Annotated in this window: 25 protein-coding genes; 7 read left to right on the top strand and 18 right to left on the bottom strand. The window is 66.4% G+C overall.

All coding sequences use genetic code 11. The features are described from left to right. Positions 1-25: 25 nt before the first annotated feature. The 18 genes from ASE61_RS15050 to ASE61_RS15135 form a co-directional block, all read right to left on the bottom strand. Positions 26-1,696, bottom strand: coding sequence for a ribonuclease J (locus tag ASE61_RS15050; protein WP_061968150.1), 1,671 nt, complete (start codon positions 1,694-1,696; stop codon positions 26-28). 111 nt (positions 1,697-1,807) lie between these two features. Beyond that, positions 1,808-2,566: a biotin--[acetyl-CoA-carboxylase] ligase gene (locus ASE61_RS15055; protein WP_061968152.1), complete on the bottom strand. Its 759-nt coding sequence runs from the start codon at positions 2,564-2,566 to the stop codon at positions 1,808-1,810. Between the two features lie 11 nt (positions 2,567-2,577). Further along, a complete protein-coding gene (nuoN, locus tag ASE61_RS15060; RefSeq protein WP_061968154.1) occupies positions 2,578-4,005 on the bottom strand; it encodes an NADH-quinone oxidoreductase subunit NuoN in 1,428 nt (475 codons plus the stop codon). A 9-nt stretch (positions 4,006-4,014) separates the two neighbouring features. Continuing rightward, positions 4,015-5,526: an NADH-quinone oxidoreductase subunit M gene (locus tag ASE61_RS15065; RefSeq protein WP_061968156.1), complete on the bottom strand. Its 1,512-nt coding sequence runs from the start codon at positions 5,524-5,526 to the stop codon at positions 4,015-4,017. 4 nt (positions 5,527-5,530) lie between these two features. Next, positions 5,531-7,540, bottom strand: coding sequence for an NADH-quinone oxidoreductase subunit L (nuoL, locus tag ASE61_RS15070; RefSeq protein WP_061968157.1), 2,010 nt, complete (start codon positions 7,538-7,540; stop codon positions 5,531-5,533). A gap of 29 nt (positions 7,541-7,569) precedes the next feature. Continuing rightward, positions 7,570-7,878, bottom strand: a complete 309-nt coding sequence (nuoK, locus tag ASE61_RS15075) for an NADH-quinone oxidoreductase subunit NuoK (protein ID WP_061968159.1) — start codon at positions 7,876-7,878, stop codon at positions 7,570-7,572. After that, the gene (locus tag ASE61_RS15080) at positions 7,878-8,501 is read right to left on the bottom strand and encodes an NADH-quinone oxidoreductase subunit J (protein ID WP_047575213.1); all 624 of its coding nucleotides are present in this window, start codon (positions 8,499-8,501) and stop codon (positions 7,878-7,880) included. The genes nuoK and ASE61_RS15080 overlap by 1 nt, the downstream gene beginning before the upstream one ends. 187 nt (positions 8,502-8,688) lie before the next feature. Beyond that, positions 8,689-9,177 (bottom strand): NADH-quinone oxidoreductase subunit NuoI, encoded by a 489-nt coding sequence (gene nuoI / locus ASE61_RS15085; protein WP_038367698.1) that lies wholly within the window; start codon positions 9,175-9,177, stop codon positions 8,689-8,691. Between the two features lie 20 nt (positions 9,178-9,197). Further along, the gene (locus tag ASE61_RS15090; protein ID WP_061968160.1) at positions 9,198-9,434 is read right to left on the bottom strand and encodes a hypothetical protein; all 237 of its coding nucleotides are present in this window, start codon (positions 9,432-9,434) and stop codon (positions 9,198-9,200) included. Then, complete coding sequence (gene nuoH / locus ASE61_RS15095) at positions 9,431-10,483, bottom strand: NADH-quinone oxidoreductase subunit NuoH (RefSeq protein WP_061968162.1); 1,053 nt, start codon at positions 10,481-10,483, stop codon at positions 9,431-9,433. Before nuoH ends, ASE61_RS15090 begins: the two co-directional genes overlap by 4 nt. Before the next feature lie 6 nt (positions 10,484-10,489). Beyond that, positions 10,490-12,553, bottom strand: coding sequence for an NADH-quinone oxidoreductase subunit NuoG (nuoG, locus tag ASE61_RS15100; RefSeq protein WP_061968164.1), 2,064 nt, complete (start codon positions 12,551-12,553; stop codon positions 10,490-10,492). A gap of 4 nt (positions 12,554-12,557) precedes the next feature. Further along, positions 12,558-13,862 carry an NADH-quinone oxidoreductase subunit NuoF gene (gene nuoF, locus ASE61_RS15105; RefSeq protein WP_061968165.1) on the bottom strand — a complete coding sequence of 435 codons (1,305 nt, stop codon included), beginning with the start codon at positions 13,860-13,862 and terminating at the stop codon, positions 12,558-12,560. 11 nt (positions 13,863-13,873) lie between these two features. Beyond that, entirely contained in the window at positions 13,874-15,121 is a 1,248-nt protein-coding gene (gene nuoE / locus ASE61_RS15110) for an NADH-quinone oxidoreductase subunit NuoE (RefSeq protein WP_061968167.1), read from the bottom strand. Continuing rightward, positions 15,121-16,311, bottom strand: coding sequence for an NADH-quinone oxidoreductase subunit D (locus tag ASE61_RS15115; protein WP_061968168.1), 1,191 nt, complete (start codon positions 16,309-16,311; stop codon positions 15,121-15,123). The genes nuoE and ASE61_RS15115 overlap by 1 nt, the downstream gene beginning before the upstream one ends. Next, complete coding sequence (locus tag ASE61_RS15120) at positions 16,308-16,748, bottom strand: GFA family protein (protein WP_061968170.1); 441 nt, start codon at positions 16,746-16,748, stop codon at positions 16,308-16,310. Before ASE61_RS15120 ends, ASE61_RS15115 begins: the two co-directional genes overlap by 4 nt. After that, positions 16,748-17,353 carry an NADH-quinone oxidoreductase subunit C gene (locus ASE61_RS15125; RefSeq protein ID WP_061968172.1) on the bottom strand — a complete coding sequence of 202 codons (606 nt, stop codon included), beginning with the start codon at positions 17,351-17,353 and terminating at the stop codon, positions 16,748-16,750. Before ASE61_RS15125 ends, ASE61_RS15120 begins: the two co-directional genes overlap by 1 nt. Positions 17,354-17,394: 41 nt before the next feature. Then, positions 17,395-17,979 (bottom strand): NuoB/complex I 20 kDa subunit family protein, encoded by a 585-nt coding sequence (locus tag ASE61_RS15130; RefSeq protein WP_061968173.1) that lies wholly within the window; start codon positions 17,977-17,979, stop codon positions 17,395-17,397. 65 nt (positions 17,980-18,044) lie between these two features. Continuing rightward, positions 18,045-18,425, bottom strand: coding sequence for an NADH-quinone oxidoreductase subunit A (locus ASE61_RS15135; RefSeq protein ID WP_061968175.1), 381 nt, complete (start codon positions 18,423-18,425; stop codon positions 18,045-18,047). Between the two features lie 340 nt (positions 18,426-18,765). Here ASE61_RS15135 and ASE61_RS15140 point away from each other — a divergent pair, with 340 nt between their 5' ends. The 7 genes from ASE61_RS15140 to ASE61_RS15170 all read left to right on the top strand — a co-directional run bounded on the left by ASE61_RS15140 (position 18,766) and on the right by ASE61_RS15170 (position 24,896). Beyond that, positions 18,766-19,458, top strand: coding sequence for a YcbK family protein (locus tag ASE61_RS15140; RefSeq protein WP_061968176.1), 693 nt, complete (start codon positions 18,766-18,768; stop codon positions 19,456-19,458). A 340-nt stretch (positions 19,459-19,798) separates the two neighbouring features. Then, positions 19,799-20,392 carry a TetR/AcrR family transcriptional regulator gene (locus ASE61_RS15145; RefSeq protein ID WP_244492848.1) on the top strand — a complete coding sequence of 198 codons (594 nt, stop codon included), beginning with the start codon at positions 19,799-19,801 and terminating at the stop codon, positions 20,390-20,392. Beyond that, positions 20,389-21,153: an ABC transporter ATP-binding protein gene (locus tag ASE61_RS15150; protein WP_061968180.1), complete on the top strand. Its 765-nt coding sequence runs from the start codon at positions 20,389-20,391 to the stop codon at positions 21,151-21,153. Before ASE61_RS15145 ends, ASE61_RS15150 begins: the two co-directional genes overlap by 4 nt. Then, a complete protein-coding gene (locus tag ASE61_RS15155) occupies positions 21,150-21,872 on the top strand; it encodes an ABC transporter ATP-binding protein (RefSeq protein ID WP_244492849.1) in 723 nt (240 codons plus the stop codon). Before ASE61_RS15150 ends, ASE61_RS15155 begins: the two co-directional genes overlap by 4 nt. 47 nt (positions 21,873-21,919) lie before the next feature. Next, positions 21,920-23,125: an ABC transporter substrate-binding protein gene (locus ASE61_RS15160; protein WP_061968182.1), complete on the top strand. Its 1,206-nt coding sequence runs from the start codon at positions 21,920-21,922 to the stop codon at positions 23,123-23,125. Next, on the top strand, positions 23,122-23,985 hold the full coding sequence (locus ASE61_RS15165; RefSeq protein ID WP_244492850.1) for a branched-chain amino acid ABC transporter permease: 864 nt from the start codon (positions 23,122-23,124) through the stop codon (positions 23,983-23,985). The genes ASE61_RS15160 and ASE61_RS15165 overlap by 4 nt, the downstream gene beginning before the upstream one ends. Next, positions 23,985-24,896: a branched-chain amino acid ABC transporter permease gene (locus ASE61_RS15170; protein WP_061968184.1), complete on the top strand. Its 912-nt coding sequence runs from the start codon at positions 23,985-23,987 to the stop codon at positions 24,894-24,896. The genes ASE61_RS15165 and ASE61_RS15170 overlap by 1 nt, the downstream gene beginning before the upstream one ends. Position 24,897 lies beyond the last annotated feature (1 nt).

Genomic DNA, 24,897 nt, shown 5'->3' on the forward strand with positions numbered 1-24,897 from the left:
TCTCCGGCGTGGCCGTGCGGCCTTTCTACACCTCGATCACGAGAGCATGCACCAGCGGCTTCTTGCCCCACTCGTCGTTGACGGCGCTGCGCACGCCGCGCTCCAGCGCGTTGCGCAGGGCCTCGGGGTCGCGGCGGCGGGCTTTCGGGATATTATCGAGCAGATCGCCCACGGTATCGGCGACGTATTCGTCGAAATCGATGCCGCCAAGCGTGCGCGGCGGCAGGCCGAGCACGGCGATCTCCGGCTCTCCGGCGATGCCGCCCTTGTCGTCGATGGCAACCGCGATCGAGACGATGCCGGCGAAGGACAGGCGGCGACGCTCCTGAATGGTTTTCTCGAGAGCATTCACCAGCAGCGAGCCGTCCTGGTAGAGCCGGCCATGCCTGACCTCGTCGACCTTGCGGGCGCCCTCGCCCGAGATCGCGACCACATCGCCGTTGCCGGCGCGCAGCACATGCTTCACGCCGAGGCTTCTGGCGAAGGTTTCATGCTCGGCCAGATGCAGGTCCTCGCCATGGGCGGGGATCGCGATCTGCGGCTTCAGCCAGCCATAGAGCCGGGCCATCTCCTCGCGGCGCGGATGGCCGGAGACATGGACCAGATGCGTCCTGTCGGTGATGATCTCTATCTTGTCGCGGGCCAGCGCGTTCAGGATGTTGCCGACCGACTTCTCGTTGCCGGGAATGGTGCGCGACGAGAAGATCACGCGGTCTCCGGGCGAGAGCGCGATCTCGGGATGGTCGTCCGAGGCGATGCGCGAGAGCGCGGCGCGCGGCTCGCCCTGGCTGCCGGTGACCAGCGCCACGACCTTGTCGCGCGGCAGGTAGCCATAGGCATCGACCGCGCGGAAACCGGGAATGCCGTCGAGATAGCCGCATTCGCGGGCGACATCGATGACGCGGTCCATCGCACGGCCGACGACCACGACCTCGCGGTCGTTGGCCATCGCGGCTTCGGCGACGGCGCGCAGGCGCGCGACATTGGAGGCGAAGGTGGTGACGGCGACGCGTCCCGGCGCCGAGGCGACCAGTTCCTTCATCTTGGCGGCGACATCGGCCTCGCTAGGGCTCGTGCCGTCGCGCATGACATTGGTCGAATCGCAGACCAGCGCCAGAACGCCCTCGTCGCCGAGCTCGCGCAGGCGCTTCTCGTCGGTGGGCAGGCCGACGCGCGGGGTCGGATCGATCTTCCAGTCGCCGGTATGGACGACGAGACCGGCCGGCGTGCGGATCGCCAGCGCGTTCGATTCCGGGATCGAGTGGGCCACCGGCACGAACTCGATGTCGAACGGACCGAGCGTGATCGCCCCGCCTTGCGGCACGACGTTGATCTCGACGCTCGGCGCGCCAGGCTCCGAGAGGCGGCGCGTGGCGAGGAGGCCGGCGGCGAAGCGCGTGCAATAGACCGGCGCGCGCAGGGAGGGCCACAGCGCGGCGAGCGCGCCGATATGGTCCTCATGGGCGTGGGTGATGACGATGCCGAGCAGGTTCGCCCGTTCCTCGATGATGTAGCGCAGGTCGGGCAGGACGATATCGACGCCCGGCGCCTCCGGCCCGGCAAAGGACAGGCCGCAATCGACCAGGATCCACTTTCGCCGGCCCTCGGGTCCGAAGCCGTAGAGAGCGGCGTTCATGCCGATCTCGCCGAGGCCGCCGAGAGGAACGAAGACGAGCTGGTCGCTGGAACGGGTCACTGGCAATCCTGATTTTGGCAATGGCTTGATCTTATGCCGCGTGATGGCAACGAGCCCTAGCACGCCAGCAAGGTAGCCTCCAGATCGAGGGAGGCTGGAGAGATGGCTGGATCAGCCCGGAGGGCCGAAGAAGAGGTCACCGGCATCGATGACGCGGCGGCCGGCTTCGGTTTCGAGTTCGAGGCGCCCGGTCGGGTCGAGGCCGATGAAGATGCCGGTGAGCGGCCCTTCGGGCAGGCGGATGGTGATGGTCTCATCCAGGAAGGCGGCGCGCTCTAGCCAGGCGGCGCGGGTCGGGCCGAAGCCGCCGGCTTGCGACCAGACGGCGAAGCGCCGGGCGAAGGCATCGCTCAGGCCCGTGAGCATGGCCTCGACATTGGCCTGCGGCGCCGTAGCCTTGAGGAAGGTCGCGGGATAGGGCGTATCGGGGGGGCAAGAGGCGATGTTGACGCCGCAGCCGACGATAATGTTGAGCCGCCCTGCCCGGCTCTCGCCCTCCAGCAGCAGGCCGGAGGTCTTGGCGCGGTCGAGCAGCAGGTCGTTCGGCCATTTCAGCTTCAGCCCGGATGCGGCCGGACCAAGCAGCTTCGCGGCGGCATCGTGCAAGGCGAGACCCACCACGAAACCCAGTTGCGGCGCCAGCGCCGGTTCGCACGGATCGGTCAGCAGCAGGCTGGCGTAGAGATTGCCGGGCGGCGAGCCCCATTGCCGGCCATGACGCCCCCTGCCGGAATTCTGGCTGCGGGCGACGATCCAGAGCTTGCCCGGTTCGCCCTGATCGAGCGCCCGACGGGCCTCCTCCATGGTGGAGCCGACCTCGTCGCGGACGATCAGCCGATAGCCCGCGGCGCGGGCGGCCTCACCGAGCACGCAGCCTCAGCTCAAAACAGCGACTTGGCCGCAGCCGCCGCCGAGTCGAAGAGCGGTGCCGGCACCAGCGAGAGCACCAGCACGAAGACCGCCGAGACCAGCAGCACCGCGCGAACGCCGAGATCGGACGTCTCGAAGGCCGGCTTCGGCTCGTCGAAATACATCACCTTGACGAGGCGCAGGTAGTAATAGGCGCCGACCACGCTGGTCAGCACGCCGATGACGGCGAGCACATAGAGCTTCGCATTGATCGCGGCGAGGAAGACGTACCACTTCGCCCAGAAGCCCGCGAGCGGCGGGATGCCGGCAAGCGAGAACATCATCATCGACATCGCGAACGCCATCCAGCCATTGGTGCGGGACAGGCCGGCGAGTTCCGAGATGTCCTCGACCAGCTTGCCGTCGCGGCGCATCATCAGCACGCAGGCGAAGGCGGCAAGCGTCGTGGCGAGATAGATCGCCATATAGGTCATCACGCCCTGCACGCCCTCGGCCGTGCCGGCGGCGAGGCCGACCAGCGCGTAGCCCATGTTGGCGATCGAGGAATAGGCGAGCAGGCGCTTGATGTTGCGCTGGCCGATCGCGGCGAAGGCGCCGAGCGCCATCGAGGCGATCGAGATGAAGACGATGATCTGGCGCCAGTCATGGATCGCGCCCGGGAAGGCGCCGATGAAGACGCGGATCACCATCGCCATGGCGGCCATCTTGGGCGCCGAGGCGAAGAAGGCCGCGACCGGGGTGGGCGCGCCCTCGTAGACGTCCGGCGTCCACATGTGGAACGGCACGGCCGAGATCTTGAAGGCGACGCCGGCGGCGATGAAGACGATGCCGAAGATCAGGCCGATGCCGGCATGGCCGCCGGCCGTCGCCGCGGCGATGCCCGGGAAGGTGACGGTGCCGGTGAAGCCGTAAACCAGCGAGCCGCCATAGAGCAGCATTCCGGAGGAGAGCGCGCCGAGCACGAAATACTTCAGGCCGGCTTCGGTCGATTTCGCGTTGTCGCGGTCGAATGCGGCGACGACATAGAGCGCCAGCGACTGCAGCTCGAGGCCGACATAGAGGCTGATGAGATCGTTCGCCGAGATCATCATCATCATGCCGATCGTCGCGAGCACGACCAGGATCGGGAATTCGAAACGCATCGTGCCCTGGCGCCGCAGCGTATCGGCCGAAAGCAGGATGGAGGCGCCGGCACCGAGCAGCGTCAGCACCTTCATGAAGCGGGCAAAGCCGTCGACGATGAAGCCATCGTTGAAGGTCAGCATCTTGCCGCTGCCTGAGACAACCATCACCAGCGCGACCGCGAGCAGCGCGAGCGCCAGCCCTTCGAGCAGGCGCGTGGCGCGCTCGCCCTGGATCGCACCGACCAGCACCATCGTGATGGCGCCGAGGGCGAGGATGATTTCCGGCAGGGCCGGGCCGAGAGCGGGCAGAGCCATGACGAGACCTTACTGCGCGGCCGCCAGCGCCGTCTTGGCGACGGCGAGGGCTGCCTGATAGTTCTTGATGAGCGCTTCGGTCGGCGCCGCGAAGGCGTCGAGGATCGTGTGCGGCTGGATGCCGTACCAGATCGTCAGCAGGACGAGCGGGACCAGGATCACGAATTCACGCGGGTTCAGGTCCTTGATGTCCTTCAGCTCCGGCTTGACCAGCTCGCCGAAGACGACGCGGCGGTAGAGCCAGAGCGCGTAGGCAGCCGAGAGGATGACGCCCGACGTCGCGATGAAAGCCACCCAGGGGTTGGCGCGGAAGGCGCCGAGCAGCGTCAGGAACTCGCCGACGAAGCCCGAGGTGCCGGGCAGGCCGACATTGGCCATGGTGAAGATCATGAAGACGACGGCATAGGCCGGCATGCGGTTCACCAGCCCGCCATAAGCGGCGATCTCGCGGGTGTGCATGCGGTCGTAGATCACGCCGACGCAGAGGAAGAGCGCGCCGGAGACGAGCCCGTGGCTGACCATCTGGTACATCGCGCCCTGGATGCCCTGCGGCGTCAGGGTGAAGAGACCCATCGTCACGAAGCCCATATGGGCGACCGAGGAATAGGCGATCAGCTTCTTCATGTCCTCCTGCATCAGCGCCACCAGCGAGGTGTAGACGATGGCGATAACCGAGAGGGCGAAGACCAGCGGCGCGAACAGGGCCGAGGCTTCCGGGAACATCGGGATCGAGAAACGGATGAAGCCGTAGCCGCCCATCTTCAGCAGGATCGCCGCCAGAACGACGGAGCCGGCGGTCGGCGCCTCGACGTGGGCGTCGGGCAGCCAGGTATGGACCGGCCACATCGGCATCTTCACCGCGAAGGAGGCGAAGAAGGCGAGCCACAGCCAGGGCTGCATCTGCGACGGGAACTTGTGCGCCAGCAGTGTCGGGATGTCGGTGGTGCCGGCGTTCCAGTACATCGCCATCACCGCCAGCAGCATCAGCACCGAGCCGAGCAGCGTGTAGAGGAAGAACTTGTAGGAGGCGTAGACGCGCCGCTTGCCGCCCCAGATGCCGATGATCAGGAACATCGGGATCAAGCCAGCCTCGAAGAACAGGTAGAACAGCACGAGGTCGAGCGCCGCGAAGACGCCGATCATCAGCGCTTCCAGGACGAGGAACGCGATCATGTATTCGCGCACGCGCTTCTCGACCGAGGTCCAAGAGGCGAGGATGCAGAACGGCATCAGGAAGGCCGTCAGCACGATGAAGGGGAAGGAGAAGCCGTCGACGCCGAGCTTGAACTTGATGGACTCCGAAACCCAGCCATGGGTCTCGACCAGCTGGAAGCCGGGATTGGCCGTGTCGAAGCGCCCCCAGGCGACGCAGGCCAGCACAAAGGTGAGCACCGTCGTGACGAGCGCCGCCCAGCGCGCATTGGAGTTGACCGAAGCCTCGTCGCCACGCTGCACCAGGATGAAGGCAGCGCCGACCAGCGGCAGGATCAGGAGACCGGTGAGGATACCGAAACCGAACATCATCTCACCCGCGCGCCACGAGATACCAGGTCACGAGCCCAGCGACACCGATGAGCATGGCGAAGGCATAGTGATAGAGATAGCCGGTCTGAAGCCGGACCACCCGATTGGTGACGTCGACCACGCGGGCCGAGACGCCGTCCGGACCGAAGCCGTCGATGACGAGGCCATCGCCCTTCTTCCAGAGGAAGCGGCCGAGCCACTTCGCGGGCCTGACGAACAGGAAGTCGTAGAGCTCGTCGAAGTACCACTTGTTGAGCAGGAACTGGTAGAGCGCCGGGTTGGCGGCCGCCAGCTTGCCCGGGATCTCGGGTCGACGGACGTACATGTACCAGGCCAGCGCGAAGCCGATCACCATCGCCACGAAGGGCGACCAGACGACCCATTTCGGCACTTCGTGCATGGCGTGCAGGATGTGGTTGTCCTTGCCCATGAACAGCGCCGACTTCCAGAAATGCTCGAAGTCGTGGCCGATGAAGGCTTCCTTGAAGGCGTAGCCGGCCACGATCGCGCCGAGCGAGAGCACGGCGAGCGGAACCAGCATCGTCCAGGGGCTCTCATGCGGCGTGTGGTCATGGCCGTGGCCGTGATCGTCGTGCCCAGCAGCGGCATGGGCGTGATCGTCATGGCCGTGACCATGCGCGTCGTGACCATGGCCCCAGCGCGGGGCGCCCTCGAAGGTCATGAAATAAAGCCGCCAGGAGTAGAACGAGGTCATGCCGGCTGCGACGACCAGCAGCACGAAGGCATAGGACGAGGCGAGGCCGCCATGCGCCACCGAGGCGTAGGCGCTCTCGATGACGGCGTCCTTGGAGAAGTAGCCGGCGAAGCCCGGGAAGCCGGTCAGCGCCAGCGTGCCGATCGTCATGGCGGCGGCGGTCAGGGGGATGTGCTTCCGAAGGCCGCCCATATGGCGCATGTCCTGCTCGTGATGCATCGCGTGGATGACCGAGCCGGCGCCGAGGAACAGCAACGCCTTGAAGAAGGCGTGGGTGAACAGGTGGAAGATGCCGGCGCCGTAATTGCCGACGCCGAGCGCGACGAACATGTAGCCGAGCTGCGAACAGGTCGAATAGGCGATGACGCGCTTGATGTCGTTCTGCACGAGGCCGACCGTCGCCGCGAAGAAGGCCGTGGTCGCGCCGATGACGACGACGACGGTGAGCGCGACGGGGGCGTATTCGAACACCGGCGACAGCCGCGCCACCATGAACACGCCGGCCGTGACCATCGTCGCGGCATGGATGAGGGCCGAGACCGGGGTCGGGCCTTCCATCGCGTCCGGCAGCCAGGTGTGCAGCAGGAACTGCGCCGACTTGCCCATCGCGCCCATGAACAGCAGCAGGCAGGTCAGGGTCAGGGCATTCCAGTCATAGCCGAGGAAGCGGAAGCTCTGGCTCACCATCTCGCCGGCGCGCGGGAAGATGGCGTCGAAGGTGACGGCACCGAAGAGCACGAAGATCAGGAAGATGCCGAGCAGGAAGCCGAAATCGCCGACGCGGTTGACGATGAAGGCCTTCATCGCAGCCGCATTGGCCGAGGGCTTCTGGTACCAGAAGCCGATCAGCAGATAGGAAGCGAGGCCGACGCCCTCCCAGCCGAAGAACATCTGGACGAGGTTGTCCGCCGTCACCAGCATCAGCATGGCGAAGGTGAAGAGCGAGAGATAGGCGAAGAAGCGCGAGCGGTGCTCGTCCTCGTGCATGTAGCCGATCGAGTAGAGGTGCACGAGGCTGGAGACCGTGTTGACCACGACCAGCATCACCGCCGTCAGCGTGTCCACGCGGAAGGCCCAGTCGACCTGCAATTCGCCGGACGAGATCCAGCTCGCGACCTGCACACGGGTCGTGCCGGAGCCGAAGCCGACCTGGATGAGCGCGACCCAGGACAGGGCGGCGGAGACCATCAGCAGCGAGGTCGTGACGATCTCGGAGCCGCGCGCGCCGATCAGCCGGCCGAAGAGGCCGGCGATCAGGAAGCCGATGAGAGGGAGGAAGACGATCGCGTGATACATGGCAGTGAGGTCCAGGCGCGTGGGTGCGCTCAGCCTTTCATCATGTTGATGTCTTCCACCGCGATCGTGCCGCGGTTGCGGAAGTAGACGACGAGAATGGCGAGGCCGATCGCGGCCTCAGCCGCCGCCACCGTGAGCACGAGCAGCGCGAAGACCTGGCCGACGATGTCGTTCAGGAAGCTCGAGAAGGCGACGAAGTTCAGGTTTACCGAGAGGAGGATGAGCTCGACCGACATCAGGATGACGATGACGTTCTTGCGGTTGATGAAGATGCCGAGCACGCCGAGCGTGAACAGGATGGCGCTGACGGCGAGATAATGGCCCAGTCCGATCGTCATCACGCCATCTCCTCGGGGACACCGGCGCGCGAAGGCACCTGCTTGACCGCCATCGCCGCGTCCTTGGTGCGGGCGTTCTGCGTCGGGACGTGCTGGCGCTTGATGCCGGGGCGGTCGCGCAGCGTCAGCACGATCGCGCCGATCATGGCGACGAGCAGCACGAGGCCGGCCGCCTGGAAGTAGTAGACATACTGGGTGTAGAGCACGCGGCCGAGCGCCTCGGTGTTCGAGATGCCCGCCGGGATCGCGGCGACCGGCGCCTTGACGATCTGCGGATCGATGACCCAGGCGCCGACGACCAGCAGCAGCTCGACGGCGAAGATGAAGCCGATCAGCGCGCCGATCGGCAGATAGTTCAGGAAGCCCTGGCGGAACTCGGCGAAATCGACGTCGAGCATCATCACCACGAAGAGGAAGAGCACCGCGACCGCGCCGACATAGACGACGACCAGCAGCATCGCGAGGAACTCGGCGCCGAGCAGCATGAACAACCCGGCCGCGTTGACGAAGGCCAGGATCAGATAGAGCACCGAATGCACGGGATTGCGCGAGGTCACCACCATGAAGGCGGATGCCACGGTCACCCCTGCGAAGAGATAGAAGAAAGCCGCTGCGGCATTCATCTCGGCCAGCCCTTCCCGCCCCTTTTCGGCGCGGTCCTCGTTTGGTTCGTGCTCCGGGACTCAGAAGGCCCGCAGCAATTTGGAGCGTCTATAATCAGGCCCGCCGGGCGGGACAACCGCACGGCGGGTCTGTGAACTCAATCGCACCCTTCGGCATCATCGCGGGACGACGCCGGAGGTCGGTCAATCACCGATAGGGCGCATCCATCGCGATGTTGCGCGCGATCTCGCGTTCCCAGCGCGCGCCGTTCGCGAGCAGCTTGTCCTTGTCGTAGAACAGCTCCTCGCGGGTCTCGGTCGCGAACTCGAAATTCGGCCCCTCGACGATGGCATCGACCGGGCAGGCTTCCTGGCAGAAGCCGCAGTAGATGCACTTGGTCATGTCGATGTCGTAACGGGTGGTGCGGCGCGTGCCGTCGTTGCGGCGCGGGCCGGCCTCGATGGTGATGGCCTGCGCCGGGCAGATCGCCTCGCAGAGCTTGCAGGCAATGCAGCGCTCCTCGCCGTTCGGATAACGGCGCAAGGCATGCTCGCCACGGAAGCGCGGCGAGAGCTGGCCCTTCTCGAACGGGTAGTTCAGTGTCGCCTTCGGCTTGAAGAAATAGCGCATCGACAGGCCGATAGCCCCGACGAACTCCTTCAGCAGCAGGCCCCTTGCGGCTTGCGCGAGTGACATCGCCTTCGTCCTTTACATCCTCAGCCGAACACCGTCCGGCCGATTACGAAACCCAGGACCGGCATCACGCCGATCGTCATCACAACCAGCACCGCCCGCAGGATGCGGATGCGGCGCTCGTAGTCAGCTCTCTCGGCTTCGGTCTCCGAGCGATCCGTGCGCCGGAGCGCCCCGATCACCACCGTCGACATCAGCCGGTATTCCAGCAGGCCGAGCCCGAAGCCGATCAGGGCACCGAGCGGGCCGGCCCAACTCATCCCGCGACCGGGCCCCAGCCGGTCAACTGCAGCACCAGTGCCACGATCACCACGCTACCGATGGAGAGCGGCAGAAAGACTTTCCAGCCCAGGCGCATCAATTGATCGTAGCGGTAGCGCGGCACGAAGGCCTTCACCAGCGCGAACATGAAGAACACAAAGCAGACCTTGAGCGCGAACCAGAACACACCGGGCAGCCAGGTGAAGGGCGGCAGCGCGACCGGAGGGGCCCAGCCGCCGAGGAAGAGGATCGTGGTCAGCGAGCACATGGTCATGATCGCCACGTATTCGCCGAGCATGAACAGCAGGTACGGGGTCGAGGAATACTCGACCATGAAGCCCGCCACGAGCTCCGATTCCGCCTCGGCCAGATCGAAGGGCGGCCGGTTCGTCTCGGCCAGCGCCGAGATGAAGAAGACCACGAACATCGGGAAGAGCGGGATGAAGTACCAGTTCAGGATCGAGAGCCACGGCACGCCGAGCGCATGGGCGAGGCCGCGGTTCTGCTGCGCCTCGACCACCGCCGAGAGGTTCAGCGAGCCGACGCAGAGCAGCACGGTGATGATGACGAAGCCGATCGAGACCTCGTAGGACACCATCTGCGCCGCCGAGCGCAGCGCGCTCATGAACGGATATTTCGAGTTCGAGGCCCAGCCGGCCATGATGATGCCGTAGACGCCGAGCGAGGAGATCGCGAGGATGTAGAGCACGCCGACATTGATGTCGGCGATCGCCCAGCCTTCCGCCACCGGGATCACCGCCCAGGCGCCGAGCGCCAGAAGGCAGGAGATGAAGGGCGCCAGCAGGAAGATGCCCTTGTTGGCGCCGGACGGGATGATCGGCTCCTTGAGCGCGAACTTGATCAGATCCGCGAAGCTCTGGAACAGACCCCATGGTCCGACCACGTTCGGGCCGCGGCGAAGCTGCACCGCCGCCCAGACCTTGCGGTCGGCCAGCAGGATATAGGCGATGAAGACCAGCAGGCAGACCAGCAGCAGCAGGCTCTTGCCGAGGATGATCGCGATATCGAGGACGAGGTCCCAGTTCATGGCCGCTTACTCCGCCGCCTGCTGATGCCGGCCGGAGGCCAGCGCCGAGCATTCCGCCATCACGGCGGAGGCACGCGCGATCGGGTTGGTCTGATAGAAATCGGCGACGACGGGCGAAAAACCCGCCTTGTCGGTCTTGCCGCCGAGACCGGCGAGCTTGCCGATCTCCGCAGCGTCGTTGGCCGGGAGGCCGTCGAGCGCCGCGAAATGCGGATGCGCCTCGTAGAGCGCCTTGCGCAGGCCGGGCAGCGAGTCGAAGGGCAGTGTCTTGCCGAGAGCCCCTGAGAGCGCGCGCAGGATCGCCCAGTCCTCGCGGGCATCGCCCGGCGGGAAGGTGGCGCGGTCGCCCATCTGTACACGGCCTTCCGTGTTCACATAGGTGCCGGACTTCTCGGTATAGGCCGCGCCCGGCAGGATGACGTCGGCGCGGTGAGCGCCCTTGTCGCCATGCGTGCCCTGGTAGACGACGAAGGCGCCTTCCGGCACCTCGATCTCGTCGGCGCCGAGCAGGAAGAGCACGTCGAGCGCGCCCGGCTTGACCATCGCAGCGGCGTCGAGACCACCCTCGCCCGGCACGAAGCCGAGATCGAGTGCGCCGACGCGGGCGGCAGCGGTGTGGATCACGCCGAAGCCGTTCCAGCCTTCAGCGACGGCGCCGAGCGCCTGCGCCGCCTTGGCGGCGAGCGAGAGCACGGCCTCGCCGTCGGCGCGGGCGAGAGCGCCCTGCCCGACCAGCACCATCGGCTTGGCCCCAGCAGCCTGGGCCGACTTCACGACCTCGGCCAGCGTTTCCGGGCCGGCGCCGAGATAATCGTAAGCGTAGGTCAGGTCCGCCTTGTCGCCGATGACGGAGACCTTGAGATCGCCGCGCAGCCAGCGCTTGCGGATGCGGGCGTTCAGGATCGGCGCCTCGCGGCGCGGGTTCGAGCCGATGATCAGCAGCGAGGTCGCATCCTCGATGCCGGCGATGCCGGCGTTGAGGACGTAGGAGGCGCGGCCGAACTTGGGATGCAGCTTCGTGCCGTCCTGGCGGGCGTCGAGATTGGCCGAGCCGAGCGAGGCGATCAGGCTCTTCAGCGCGAACATCTCCTCGACCGCGGCGAGATCGCCGGCGATGGCGCCGATCTTCTCAGGCGCCGTCGCCTTCACCTTGTTGGCGATGGCGGCGAAAGCCTCGTTCCAGCTCGCGGGGCGCAGGCGGCCGTTCTCGCGGATATAGGGCCGGTCGAGACGCTGCGTGCGCAGGCCGTCGGCGACATGGCGGGTCTTGTCGGAGATCCACTCCTCGTTCACCGCCTCGTTGAGGCGGGGCAGGATGCGCATCACTTCCTTGCCGCGCGAGTCGACGCGGATGGCCGAGCCGACGGCGTCCATCACGTCGATGCTCTCGGTCTTGGAGAGTTCCCAGGGCCGGGCCTTGTTCTGGTAGGGCTTCGAGGTCAGCGCGCCGACCGGGCAGAGATCGACGACGTTGCCCTGCAGCTCCGACGACATCGCCTGCTCGAGATAGGTCGTGATCTCCATGTCCTCGCCGCGGCCGATGGCGCCGAGATCGGAGGCGCCGGCGACCTCGGTGGTGAAGCGGACGCAGCGCGTGCACTGGATGCAGCGCGTCATCGAGGTCTTGACCAGCGGGCCGATATACTTGTCCTCGACCGCGCGCTTGTTCTCGGCATAGCGGGAGGTGTCGACGCCATAGGCCATCGCCTGGTCCTGCAGGTCGCACTCGCCGCCCTGGTCGCAGATCGGGCAGTCGAGCGGGTGGTTGATGAGCAGGAACTCCATCACCCCTTCGCGCGCCTTCTTGACCATCGGCGACTTGGTCAGGACGACCGGCGGCTCGCCGTTCGGGCCGGGGCGCAGGTCGCGCACGCCGATGGCGCAGGAGGCCTGCGGCTTCGGCGGGCCACCCTTCACCTCGACGAGGCACATGCGGCAGTTGCCGGCGATCGAGAGGCGCTCGTGGAAGCAGAAGCGCGGCACCTCGGCGCCAGCCGCCTCGCAGGCCTGGAGAACCGTGTACTCGGCGGGTACGTCGACCTCGACGCCGTCGATGAGGAGTTTCGTCATGGTCTCACTCCGCCGCCATCAGGCGCACAGGCTCGCTGTGCGGGTTGGCGGCATAGTCGTCGATGCGCTGCTCGATCTCGTGACGGAAATGCGCGATCAGGCCCTGGATCGGCCAGGCGGCTGCGTCGCCGAGCGCGCAGATGGTGTGGCCCTCGATCTGCTTGGTGACGTCGAGCAGCATGTCGATCTCGCGCTTCTGGGCGCGGCCCTCGGCCATGCGCTCCATGACGCGCCACATCCAGCCCGTGCCCTCCCGGCAGGGCGTGCACTGGCCGCAGCTCTCGTGCTTGTAGAAATGGCTGATGCGGGCGATGGCGCGGACGATGTCGGTCGACTTGTCCATCACGATGACCGCCGCCGTGCCGAGGCCGGAGCGCAGCTTCGAGAGCGAGTCGAAATCCATCGGCGTGTCGATGATCTGCTCGGCCGGGACCATGCGGACCGAGGAACCGCCGGGGATGACCGCCTTGAGGTTGTCCCAGCCACCGCGGATGCCGCCGCAATGCTTCTCGATCAGCTCACGGAACGGGATGCCCATCGCCTCCTCGACGTTGCAGGGCTTGTTCACGTGGCCGGAAATGCAGAACACCTTGGTGCCGACATTGTTCGGCGTGCCGAGCGAGGAGAACCAGCTCGCGCCGCGGCGCAGGATGGTCGGGGCGACTGCGATCGACTCGACGTTGTTCACCGTGGTCGGGCAGCCATAGAGGCCCATATTGGCGGGGAATGGCGGCTTCAGCCGCGGCATGCCCTTCTTGCCTTCGAGGCTCTCCAGCAGCGCCGTCTCCTCGCCGCAGATATAGGCGCCGGCGCCGTGATGCACATAGAGATCAAAGGGATAGCCGTGGACGTTGTCCTTGCCGATCAACTTGGCGGCATAGGCCTCGTCGACGGCGCGCTGCAGCGCCTCGCGCTCGCGGACATATTCGCCGCGGATGTAGATATAGGCCGCGTGCGCGCCCATGGCGAAGGAGGCGATCAGGCAGCCCTCGACCAGCGTATGCGGGTCGTTGCGCATGATCTCGCGATCCTTGCAGGTGCCCGGCTCCGACTCGTCGGCGTTGACGACGAGATAATGCGGGCGCCCGTCGCTGACCTTGGGCATGAACGACCATTTCAGCCCGGTCGGGAAGCCGGCGCCGCCACGGCCGCGCAGGCCGGACTTCTTCATCTCGTCGATGATCCAGTCCCGGCCCTGCTCCAGCAGGAATTTGGTGCCATCCCAGGCGCCGCGCTGGATCGCACCCTTCAGGGTACGGTCATGCAGGCCGTAGAGATTGGTGAAGATGCGATCGCGATCTGCGAGCATGTCCTAGTGCCTCACTCTGCCGGCTTGTCGCCAAGCTTCGACTCCGGGCGCCAGCCCGTCGCGAGCTTCTTCGACTGAGCAATCCAGTCGTCACGCAGCGCCCGGCCCTTGAAGCCGGTCAGCCGCGCATCGACCCAGGCGAGCTCCGCCGGTGTCCATTTGGCGATCTGGTCGTAATGCCAGACCCCCATCTCGTTGAGCATCTTAGCCAGCTTCGGCCCGACGCCCCAGATCAGTTCGAGATCGTCGCCCTTGCCGCCGCGCGCGGCGGTCAGCAGTTCGGGCTTGCTCTCGTCGGGTGCAGCCGGCGCAGGCGCGGGCTTCGCCACAGCAGCAGGCTTGGCCGCAGCAGCAGGCTTGGCAGCCTCGGCGACATCCTTCTTCTCGACCTTGCCTTTGGCGGCCGGCGTATCGTTCGCGGCGCTCGAAGGCTGGGCGGGAGCAGAGGGCTTCGGACGGCCGGCAGCGGCCGTCTCGGTCGCAGGCTTGGCAGCGACGGCGGCCGGGGTCGCCTCGGCCTTCTTGGCCTCGGCTTCGGCAGCCTTCTTGGCCTCAGCCTCGGCGGCGGCCTTGGCGGCGGCGGCCTCGGCGGCAGCCTTGCGCTGCTCGACGACGCGCTTCTGCCAGTCGCCGGCGCCGATCATCGAGCCGTCATAGAGCGCCTTGTCGGTCAGCGTCTGCGGGCCGCCTTCCGGCTCGGAGCCGGTGCGGCCGTTCTGCGGGCCGGGCTTGGTGGCGCGGCCATTGCGCATGTCGTCGAGAAGCTGGCGGAAGGAAGCCGGCGTCAGGTCCTCGTAGTAATCGACATTGATCTGCGCCATCGGAGCGTTGCAGCAGGCGCCCAGGCACTCGACCTCGAGCCAGGATAGCTTGCCGTCGGCGGTCACGGTCGATTGCGGGCCGATGACGTCCTCGCAGACCTTCTTCAGCGCTTCCGCGCCGCGCAGCGCGCAAGGCGTCGTGCCGCAGAGCTGGACGAAAAACTCGCCGACCGGCTGCAGGTTGAACATGGTGTAGAAGGTCGCGACCTCCAGCACCCGCATCGGCGCCATCCCTAAGCGCTTCGCGACGGTCTCGATCACGGCGCGCGAGACCCAGCCTTCCTGCTCCTGCGCCTTCCACAGAAGCGGGATGACGGCGGAAGCCTGGCGGCCTTCGGGGTACTTGGCGATCTGCTGGTCGATCCAGTTCTCGTTCGCCGCGGTGAAGGCGAAGGAGGCAGGCTGGATGGGATCGGGCGCGAGACGACGGACGGACATTAGCGGTCCACCTCACCAAAGACGATATCGAGGGAGCCGAGGATCGCGGAGACGTCGGCGAGCATGTGCTTGCGGCACATGAAATCCATGGCCTGGAGATGGGCGAAGCCCGGGGCCTTGATCTTGCAGCGATAGGGCTTGTTGGTGCCGTCGGAGACCAGATAGACGCCGAATTCGCCCTTCGGCGCCTCGACGGCGGCATAGACCTCGCCGGCCGGCACCTTGTAGCCCTCGGTATAGAGCTTGAAGTGGTGGATCAGCGCTTCCATCGAGCGCTTCATCTCGCCGCGCTTGGGCGGAACCATCTTGCCGTCGAGCGAGGAGACCGGGCCGCCACCATCAGGCGCCAAGAGCTTGTCGCAGCACTGCTTCATGATGCGCACCGACTGGCGCATCTCTTCCATGCGGATGTGATAGCGGTCGAAGCAGTCGCCGTTCTTGCCGACGGGGATGTCGAATTCCATCTCCTCGTAGCACTCGTAGGGCTGCGACTTGCGCAGGTCCCAGGGCGCGCCGGAGCCGCGCACCATCACGCCCGAGAAGCCCCATTTCCAGCAGGTTTCGAGATCGACCACGCCGATATCGACGTTGCGCTGCTTGAAGATGCGGTTGTCGCTGAGCAGCCCTTCGAGGTCGTCGCAGACCTTGAGGAAGGGATCGCACCACTCGGCGATGTCGTGGATCAGCGAGACCGGGATGTCCTGATGCACGCCGCCGGGCCGGACATAGGCCGCATGCATGCGCGCGCCGCAGGCCCGCTCGTAGAAGATCATCAGCTTCTCGCGCTCCTCGAAGCCCCAGAGCGGGGGCGTGAGGGCGCCGACGTCCATCGCCTGCGTGGTGACGTTGAGCAGATGCGAGAGGATGCGGCCGATCTCGGAATAGAGCACGCGGATGAGCTGGCCGCGGCGCGGCACGGTCACGCCGACGAGGCGCTCGACCGCCAGTGCGAAGGCATGCTCCTGGTTCATCGGCGCGACATAGTCGAGCCGGTCGAAATAGGGCACGGCCTGGAGATAGGTCTTGGCCTCGATCAGCTTCTCGGTGCCGCGATGCAAGAGGCCGATATGGGGATCGACGCGCTCGACGATCTCGCCGTCGAGCTCCAGCACGAGGCGCAGCACGCCGTGCGCGGCCGGGTGCTGCGGGCCGAAATTGATCGAGAAATTGCGGATATTGTGCTCGGTCATGACCGGCCTTCCTGCTGCGCCTGGAAGCGCGCCATCACTTCGGCACCCGTCAGCCGCGGGCGCTCGCCGGCGAAGGCATAAAGCGCCGGCTTTTCATCGATGAAGATCTCTTCGAGGAACTTGAACGATCCGGTGTCGTCGAAGCTCTGGAAGGCCACGGCGACATGGCCCTCGCCTTCGCGCAGGCGCCAGAACAGGCTCGAGCCGCAATTCCGGCAGAACTGCCGCATCGCCCATTCGGACGAGACGTAGCTGCCGAGCTGGCTGTCGTCCTCGATCGTCACGTCGCCACAGGACACGGCCATGAAGACGCCGCCGCTCCATTTCCGGCACATGCCGCAATGGCAGACATCCATCTCATCGTTCTTGGGCGTCGCCGTGAAGCGGATGGAACCGCAGAGACAACCGCCGGAGAGTTTTTCCGCCGCAGCCGTCATCACGCCCCCTTCGCATTCTCGTCGCCCGGCAGCACGTAATCCGTGCCTTCCCACGGCGAGAGGAAATCGAAGTTGCGGAATTCCTGGTTGAGCTTCACCGGCTCGTAGACGACACGCTTCTGCTCGTCGTCGTAGCGGACCTCGACGAAGCCGGTCAGCGGGAAGTCCTTGCGCAGCGGATAGCCCTCGAAGCCGTAATCGGTGAGGATGCGGCGCAGGTCCGGATGGCCGGAGAACAGGATGCCGTAGAAGTCGTAGGCCTCGCGCTCGAACCAGTTCGCGGCCGGGAAGACGTCGATGACGGAGGGGACGGGCGTCGCCTCGTCGGTCTGGACCTTGACGCGGATGCGGCGGTTATGGTGCGGCGCCAGCAGATGGTAGACGACGTCGAAGCGCTTCTCGCGGCCGGGATAGTCGGCGCCGGCGAGGTCGGTGAAGTTCACGAAGCGGAAGCGCGGGTCGCTGTAGAGCGTGCGCAGGACCTCGACGATCGAAGCCGCCTCGGCATGGATCGTGAGTTCCTCGAAGGCGACGACCGCCTCCGTCACCGCGCCGGGCAGCGCGGCCTTGATCTCTTCGCCGAGTTGTACGAGCGCTTCGCTCATCGTCTCACCTTCATCGCCTGCAGCATCGACCGACGGAGCGCTCAGCGCTCGATCGTGCCGGTGCGGCGGATCTTCTTCTGCAGCAGCAGGACGCCGTAAAGCAGCGCCTCTGCCGTCGGCGGGCAACCCGGGACATAGATGTCGATCGGGACGATGCGGTCGCAGCCGCGCACCACCGAGTAGCTGTAGTGGTAGTAGCCGCCGCCATTGGCGCAGGAGCCCATCGAGATGACGTAGCGCGGCTCCGGCATCTGGTCGTAGACCTTGCGCAGAGCGGGAGCCATCTTGTTGGTCAGCGTGCCCGCGACGATCATCACGTCGGACTGGCGCGGCGAGGCGCGCGGCGCGAAGCCGAAGCGCTCGACGTCGTAGCGCGGCATCGAGAGCTGCATCATCTCGACGGCGCAGCAGGCCAGGCCGAAGGTCATCCACATCAGCGAGCCGGTGCGGGCCCAGTTGATCAGGTCGTCTGTCGCGGTGACGAGGAAGCCCTTGTCGGCCAGCTCGTTGTTGATCTCGACGAAGAACGGATCACGCGTCCCCAGCGGCTTACCGTCGGGACCGAGCAAGCCCCTCGGCGCCTGCGCAACGAGCGGATCACCACGATCGATCGCTGTGATTGCCATAACCTAATCCTTGTGAACCTTTGCCTGCCGGATCGAAAGCGGAGCGCCGCCTCGCAACCCGACAGTCAGTCCCACTCCAGCGCGCCCTTGCGCCACTCGTAGATGAAACCCACGGTGAGCACGCCGAGAAAGATCATCATCGACCAGAAGCCATACCAGCCGAGCCCGCCGAAGGCGACGGCCCAGGGAAACAGGAACGCGACCTCCAGATCGAAGATGATGAAGAGAATCGCGACCAGGTAGAACCGGACATCGAACTTCATGCGCGCATCGTCGAAGGCGTTGAAGCCGCATTCATAGGCCGAGAGCTTTTCCGCATCCGGCTTCGAATAGGCGATCGCGAAGGGCGCGATGAGCAGGGCCAGGCCGATGACCGCCGAGACGCCGATGAACAGCACCAGAGGCAGGTAGTCGCTCAGGATGGAAGGCACCGTGGCAGCTTGCATGGTCGAACTCACTTCAGACGGCCGTGGGGCGGCGCGCTGTCCCAGTCGCTTAGACCCTCGATTAGAATGAAGCAAGACTCCGCCGCGCCGCACAATCGCCGTATCCGGGTTGAACCCAGCGCAGAATGCGGCAAAATCCGGCCACGTCCCGCCATCGCCCTGCAGAGCAGTGGCGAAAATCCGACAAAACCGCCTGCTTTCGGCATGCGGGAACGGCAATCATCCGTTCACCCTGCCGAATCGTTGCCGGCTGTGCGAGCGCTCTCCCCGAAAGGCCTGCGATGTTTCGTGCCCCTCGCCCCTCCTCCTTGCCAGCTGAATCCGGACGCATGACGGCACGATGACCCGCGCCGGCCTTCCGCGGGTTCTGGCCATGCCGGCGCTCGCCCTGCTGCTCTCGACGACCGTTATCCGCGCTCAGGACGGCGAGCCGATGCGCGCGCCGCTACCGCCGCAGCGCCCGTTCGACCTCGATCTCGAAGGCACGCCGAAACTGCCGCCGATCGTAGTACCGCCGCCGACGCCGCGCGCCTCCGCCCCCGATACGCCCGCGCTGGCCTTCTCCGAAGAGACACCTGCGGTGACAAAGGGATCGGAGACGCCGCCGACGCCATCCTCCCCGCCCAATCCCGGCGAGCCGGATGACGACGAGGGTGTCGAATGGCCGAAGCTGACGCCCGGCCAGAAAGCCGGCGCGGAGCCGGATTTCGATCCGAACGAACGAGCGGAACGACCGGGCATCTCGACCGATCCCGGCACCTCGACCGCCTGCCTGCCGCAGGAACTGAAGCAGATTCTCGGCAAGATCGCCGACAAGTACGGGGCGGTTAAGGTGACCTCAACCTGGCGGCCGCCCTGGCGCGCCCGGCGCGGCTCCTATCACAAGGGCTGCCAGGCGATGGATTTCCGCGTCCCCGGCGCCAGGCCCCGCGCCGTGCTGGAATGGGTGCGCGCCATGCCCGAGGTCGGTGGCCATCATGTCTACTGGAACGGCCTGATCCATATCGACACCGGGCCGCGGCGGCCCTGGTAGGATCCTTTCCGCGAAGGCGCGGTTCCAGCTCACGTCATGCTCGCCCTTGTGGCGAGCATCCATGCCTTGGACACCGCACGGCATCAATAAAGACGTGGATGGCCGGGACAAGCCCGACCATGACGACGATTCGCTGCGCTCCGCCCGGGATGCCCGCTCCTTTGAAAGTCACGACAGGTCCCGCATTCAGGACACTCTCTCGGCTTTCAAAAAACAGGCTTGACTGTTTGTAAGTTGAGTCACACCGTTTTCCAATCGTCAGGGGAGCGAGGTCGGCATGAGGGTTTCCGGCAAGCGACGATCGCAGAAGGAGCGCAGCGCGGAGACATCCGCGCGGCTGATGAACGCGACCATCGACCTGCTGCACGACCAGGGGCTGGCCCGCACCACCACCCCGGAGATCGCCCGCATGGCCGGCGTCTCCCGCGGAGCTTTGACCCATCATTTCGCCGGCCGTGAGGCGATCATCAGCGCCTCCGTCGCCGACATGCTGGGCAAGGCAGCCCGCGACCTGCACCGCTTCGCCGAAGATTTCATGGCGCGCGGCGGCTCCAGCGACGAGATCGTCGACTACGCCTGGCGGATGATGGACGACCGGCTGTTCTACGTGACGATGGAATATCTGCCGGAGGCCCGCCACAACCCGGCCTTCCGCGCCGATCTCATTCCGACGGTCAAGGAATTCCATGCCGGGCTCGACGCGGTCTGGACCGCGCTCGCGGCCCGCGCCGGCACCGACCCCGACCATACCCGCACCGTGATGAACGCGACGATGTGCCTGGTGCGCGGCATGATCAGCCAGACCGTGCTGCGGCCGAACGACCCGGCCTATTACGAGGGGCTGCTCGGCTTCTGGAAGCAGCAGGTCCGGCAGCATTTCCCGATGAAACCCGCGGCCGCCCTCACCGGCCGGCGCAAGACGGCGACGGCATGACGGCTGCACTGACCATCCAGGGGCTGAAGCTCGGCTTCTACGGCGTGCAGGTATTGCGCGGCGTCGATTTCGCGGTGCCGCAGGGCTCATTCACCGGGCTGATCGGGCCGAACGGAGCCGGCAAGTCGACCCTGTTCAATGCGGTCTCCGGGCTCTACCGGCCGCAGGCCGGCTCGGTCCGGCTCGGCACGACGGAAACGGCCGGGATGCCGCCGGAGAAGCTCGTCGCGGCGGGGCTGGTGCGCTCCTTCCAGCTCGCGCGCGGCTTTCCCAAGCTCAGCGTCTTCCAGCATCTGATGCTCTATGGCGCCGACCAGCCGGGCGAAGGCCTGCTGGCCGGGCTGATCGGCACGGGCGGGGCCAAACGACGCGAGGCGGAATTGTCCGAGCGCGCCTTCGGCATTGCCCGCCGATTGAAGCTCGACCATGTGCTCGACAATCCCGTCACCGCGCTCTCCGGCGGCCAGAAGAAGCTGGTCGAGATCGGCCGCGCTCTGATGGCCGAGCCGAAGCTGCTGCTGCTCGACGAGCCGATGGCCGGCGTCAATCCGAGCCTGACAGAGCAGATCGCCGCGCATCTCGTGGCGCTCAACAACGACGGGCTGACCATCTGCCTGATCGAGCACGACATGGGGCTGATCCGGAAGCTCTGCGCGCCCGTCATCGTCATGGCCGAGGGCAAGACGCTGACGCAGGGCACGTTCGACGAGGTCGCCACTGACACCCGCGTGCAGGAAGCCTATCTCGGGAGGCGTCATTGAGCGCGGCACAAGGCGAATTGCTCGTCGTCGACGGCGTCGTTGCCGGCTATGGCGCGGCCGAGCAGATCCTGAAAGGCACCTCGCTCACGGTGGCGCCCGGCGAGATCGTCTCGATCATCGGCCCGAACGGCGCCGGCAAGTCGACATTGCTCAAGACCATCGCTGGCCTTGTCCAGGCGCGCGACGGCACGATCCGTCTCAAGGGCGACGACGTCACCCGCGAGAACGCGCTCGGCCGGGCCAAAGCCGGCATCGGCTTCGTACCGCAGGAACGCAACGTCTTCGGCGCGATGACGGTCGCCGAGAACCTCGAGATCAGTGGCTTCCAGGAGCCGGGCCAAGTCGGCGCACGCGCTGAGGAGCTTTATGCGCGCTATCCGATGCTGGCGAAGAAGCGCAAGGCGCTGGCGCGCACGCTCTCCGGCGGCCAGCGCCAGATCCTCGCCATGGCGATGGGGCTGATGAACGCCCCTGCCCTGCTGCTGCTCGACGAGCCGACGGCGGGGCTCTCGCCCAAAGCCGCCGACGAGTTGTTCGACGCGATCGTCGCCCTCAACAAGGGCGGCCTGCCGATCCTGATGGTCGAGCAGCATGCGCTCGAAGCTCTGCAGATCTCGACGCGCGGCTATGTGCTGGTTTCCGGCCGCAACAGCCGCGAGGGCGCGGGCCCCGCGCTCGCCACCGATCCCGAAATCCGCCGGCTCTTCCTCGGCGGCTAGGACGACGCCGACACGACATCAAACCAACAAGACAACAGGGGAACATCATGACCGCTTTCACGACCGACCGCCGCACGCTTCTGGCTGGCGCCGCCGCACTTGCCGGCCTCTCAGCGCTGCCCGGCCGCGCGCTCGCCCAGGGCGCCCCGATCAAGATCGGCACGCTGACGCCGCTCACCGGCGCCGGCGGCCCTTATGGCCCTGTCATGGTCAAGGCGGTGAAGGCCGTGGTGGACGAGGTCAATGCCGCCGGCGGCGTGCTCGGCCGCAAGATCGAGCTGATTTCGGAAGACGACCAGACCAGCCCGGAAGCCGGCGTGCGCGCCGCCCGCAAGCTGATCGATGTCGACAAGGTCTCGGCCATCCTCGGTACCTGGTCCTCCGCGGTCACCACCGCCGTCGCCCCGCTTTGCTGGGAATCGAAGACCTTCCTGGCCACCGTCTCCGGCGCCGATTCGATCACACAGCTGCCGCATCAGGGCTACCTGATCCGCACCCAGCCGAACACGACGCTGCAGGGCCGCAAGTTCGGCGAGTTCTGCATCGCCGCGAAGGCCAAGCGCGTCTTCTTCCTCTCGCCGCAGACGCCCTTCGCCAAGAGCCAGTTCGACAACATCACCGAGGCCGTGAAGAAGGCAGGCGGCGAGACCGGCTCGCTGATCTATGACGACAAGAAGCCGGCCTATCGCAGCGAGATCGACGAGGTTCTGCGTTTCAAGCCCGACGCGATCATCTTCGGCGGCTATACGCCCGACACGGCGGTGATGCTGAAGGACGCCTATCGCGCCGGCTATACGGGGCTGAAGGTCGCGTTCGGCTATGCCGTCAACCAGAAGCTGGTCGAGAGTGTGCCGGCCGAGGTCGTGGACAAGACCTTCACCATCGCGCCCTCGCCGGCCGAAGGCTCGAAGGCCTATGCAAGGCTGGTCAAGATGATCGGCGTCGCCTCGCCCGATCCCTACACCACCCAGGTCTACGACCAGATCAACCTGATCCTGATGGCGATCGCCATCGCCGGCGATACGTCGGGCACCGCGATCAAGGATGCGGTCCGCAAGGTCAGCCAGGCGCAGGGCGGCGCCAAGGTCGACAACGCGCTCGACGGGCTTAAGGCGATCACCGCCAAGCAGCCGGTCGATTATGACGGCGCCAGCGGCCCCTGCGACTTCACCGAGACCGGCGACATCGCCGATTGCCAGTTCCGCTACGAGCAGGTGCAATCAGGCAAGCTGGCGCTGGTGAAGATCGCGTGAGCCAGCTCCTGCAGGCGCTCATCAACGGGGTGATGACCGGGACGCTGATCGCCGTCCCGGCCATCGGCTTCTCCGCCATCTTCGCGGTGCTGCGCTATCCGAACTTCGCCATCGCGGCCTATGCCACCATCGGCGCCTTTGCCGCCTGGTGGGCGAATGTCGCGATGGGGCTGCCGATACCTGCCGCGCTCCTCGTCGCCTTCGCGGTGACCGGTTTCGTCGGGGTCGTCGCCGAGGAAACCTCGCTGAAGCGCCTGCGCGGCAACGGCGCGCTGATCGTGGCCATCGCCTCGATCGCGCTCAATCTCGTGCTGGAGAACATCGTCCGCTTCATCTTCGGCAACGAGATGCGCGGCTATGACCTGCCGATCGCGCGCGACATGCGCTTCGGCGACCTGCGCATCGGCCCGCAGCAGCTCCAGAGCCTGCTGCTCGCCGTCGCGATCATGGCCGCGATGTTCCTGTTCCTGCGCTATACCCGCTTCGGCAAGGCGATGCGCGCCGTCGCCGACAATCCCGACCTCGCCCGGCTCAAGGGCATCGACCCCGCGAAGATCGCGATCGTCACGCTGTTTCTCGGCGCAGGCCTGACCGGAGTCGGCGGCGTGCTGATCGGATTGGACACCTCGATCGACCCGCTCACCGGTTATCGCGTGCTGCTCTCGGTCTTCGCCGCGGCCGTGCTCGGCGGTCTGGGCTCGATCCCCGGCGCGGTCGCAGGTGCGCTGATGCTGGGGATCGCCGAGGAGCTGGCATTGCTCGTGGTGCCCGCGACCTACCGCACCGGCGTCGGCTTCGTCGCGATCCTGCTGATGCTGACCTTCCGGCCGCGCGGCCTCCTCGGGGAAAGGGCCGCCTGATGCTGTCCTATCTGATCTTCACCCTGACGCTCTGCGCGATCTATGGCCTGCTCGCGCTCAGCCTGAACCTGATCTGGGGCAGCGCCGGCCTCGTCAATCTCGGCCTCGCCGGCTTCTTCGCCGTCGGCGCCTATGCCTCGGCGCTGGCGACCGGGGCAGGCGCACCCGTGCTGATCGGCTGGGGGGCGGCGCTCGTGGTGGGCGCGGCGGTCGGACTCGTCGTCACCTTCGCGACGCTACGCTTGCGCGACGACTACCTCGCCATCGTGACGCTCGGCTTTGCGGAGGTCATCCGTCTCGTCGCGCTGAACGAGCGCTGGCTGACCAATGGTTCGGACGGGATCTCCGGCATCAAGGCGCCGCTCAAGGCCGAGCTCGGCACGCAGAACTTCGCCTATTTCTATCTCGGCGTCGCGACGCTGGTGCTGGTGATCGTCTGGGCGCTGCTGCGCCGGCTCGACGCCTCGCCTTATGGCCGCGCCTTGAAGGCGATCCGCGAAGACCAGCAGCTCGCGGCCTTCGCCGGCAAGCCGGTCTTACGCTTCAAGCTCCAGGCCTTCGCGCTCTCGGCCGCGATCGCGGCGCTGGCCGGCGCGCTCTACGCGCATTTCCAATCCTATGTCTCGCCGGACCATTTCCAGCCGCTGATCACGATCTACATCTTCCTCGCCGTCACCGCCGGCGGCGTCGGACGGCCGAGCGGAGCCGTGCTCGGCGCCTATCTCGTCGTGATCTTCCTGGAGGCGACGCGCTTCATCACCGAATGGGTGCCGGGCCTGCAGCCGGTCCAGCTCGCCGCCACGCGCGAGATGCTGATCGGCATCGCCCTCATCCTCGTCCTGCACCTCAAGCCGCAGGGCATTCTTCCCGAGCGTATCCCCAAAGCGCCGGTCCCTCCGACCGCCGCTTGAA

The sequence above is a fragment of the Allobosea sp. Root670 genome, assembly GCF_001429415.1.
Lineage (GTDB): Bacteria > Pseudomonadota > Alphaproteobacteria > Rhizobiales > Beijerinckiaceae > Allobosea > Allobosea robiniae.

Coding starts and splice junctions, on each gene's coding strand:
- ASE61_RS15160 (WP_061968182.1), top strand. CDS start 21,920: ATGACCGCTTTCACGACCGACCGCCGCACGCTTCTGGCTGGCGCCGCC.
- nuoF (WP_061968165.1), bottom strand. CDS start 13,862: ATGCTCGCAGATCGCGATCGCATCTTCACCAATCTCTACGGCCTGCAT.
- ASE61_RS15090 (WP_061968160.1), bottom strand. CDS start 9,434: ATGAGTTGGGCCGGCCCGCTCGGTGCCCTGATCGGCTTCGGGCTCGGC.
- nuoL (WP_061968157.1), bottom strand. CDS start 7,540: ATGTATCACGCGATCGTCTTCCTCCCTCTCATCGGCTTCCTGATCGCC.
- nuoG (WP_061968164.1), bottom strand. CDS start 12,553: ATGACGAAACTCCTCATCGACGGCGTCGAGGTCGACGTACCCGCCGAG.
- nuoI (WP_038367698.1), bottom strand. CDS start 9,177: ATGTCACTCGCGCAAGCCGCAAGGGGCCTGCTGCTGAAGGAGTTCGTC.
- ASE61_RS15170 (WP_061968184.1), top strand. CDS start 23,985: ATGCTGTCCTATCTGATCTTCACCCTGACGCTCTGCGCGATCTATGGC.
- nuoN (WP_061968154.1), bottom strand. CDS start 4,005: ATGGCTCTGCCCGCTCTCGGCCCGGCCCTGCCGGAAATCATCCTCGCC.
- nuoH (WP_061968162.1), bottom strand. CDS start 10,483: ATGAACTGGGACCTCGTCCTCGATATCGCGATCATCCTCGGCAAGAGC.
- ASE61_RS15145 (WP_244492848.1), top strand. CDS start 19,799: ATGAACGCGACCATCGACCTGCTGCACGACCAGGGGCTGGCCCGCACC.
- ASE61_RS15140 (WP_061968176.1), top strand. CDS start 18,766: ATGACCCGCGCCGGCCTTCCGCGGGTTCTGGCCATGCCGGCGCTCGCC.
- ASE61_RS15150 (WP_061968180.1), top strand. CDS start 20,389: ATGACGGCTGCACTGACCATCCAGGGGCTGAAGCTCGGCTTCTACGGC.
- nuoE (WP_061968167.1), bottom strand. CDS start 15,121: ATGTCCGTCCGTCGTCTCGCGCCCGATCCCATCCAGCCTGCCTCCTTC.
- ASE61_RS15130 (WP_061968173.1), bottom strand. CDS start 17,979: ATGGCAATCACAGCGATCGATCGTGGTGATCCGCTCGTTGCGCAGGCG.
- ASE61_RS15065 (WP_061968156.1), bottom strand. CDS start 5,526: ATGTTCGGTTTCGGTATCCTCACCGGTCTCCTGATCCTGCCGCTGGTC.
- ASE61_RS15125 (WP_061968172.1), bottom strand. CDS start 17,353: ATGAGCGAAGCGCTCGTACAACTCGGCGAAGAGATCAAGGCCGCGCTG.
- ASE61_RS15135 (WP_061968175.1), bottom strand. CDS start 18,425: ATGCAAGCTGCCACGGTGCCTTCCATCCTGAGCGACTACCTGCCTCTG.
- ASE61_RS15080 (WP_047575213.1), bottom strand. CDS start 8,501: ATGAATGCCGCAGCGGCTTTCTTCTATCTCTTCGCAGGGGTGACCGTG.
- nuoK (WP_061968159.1), bottom strand. CDS start 7,878: ATGACGATCGGACTGGGCCATTATCTCGCCGTCAGCGCCATCCTGTTC.
- ASE61_RS15120 (WP_061968170.1), bottom strand. CDS start 16,748: ATGACGGCTGCGGCGGAAAAACTCTCCGGCGGTTGTCTCTGCGGTTCC.
- ASE61_RS15115 (WP_061968168.1), bottom strand. CDS start 16,311: ATGACCGAGCACAATATCCGCAATTTCTCGATCAATTTCGGCCCGCAG.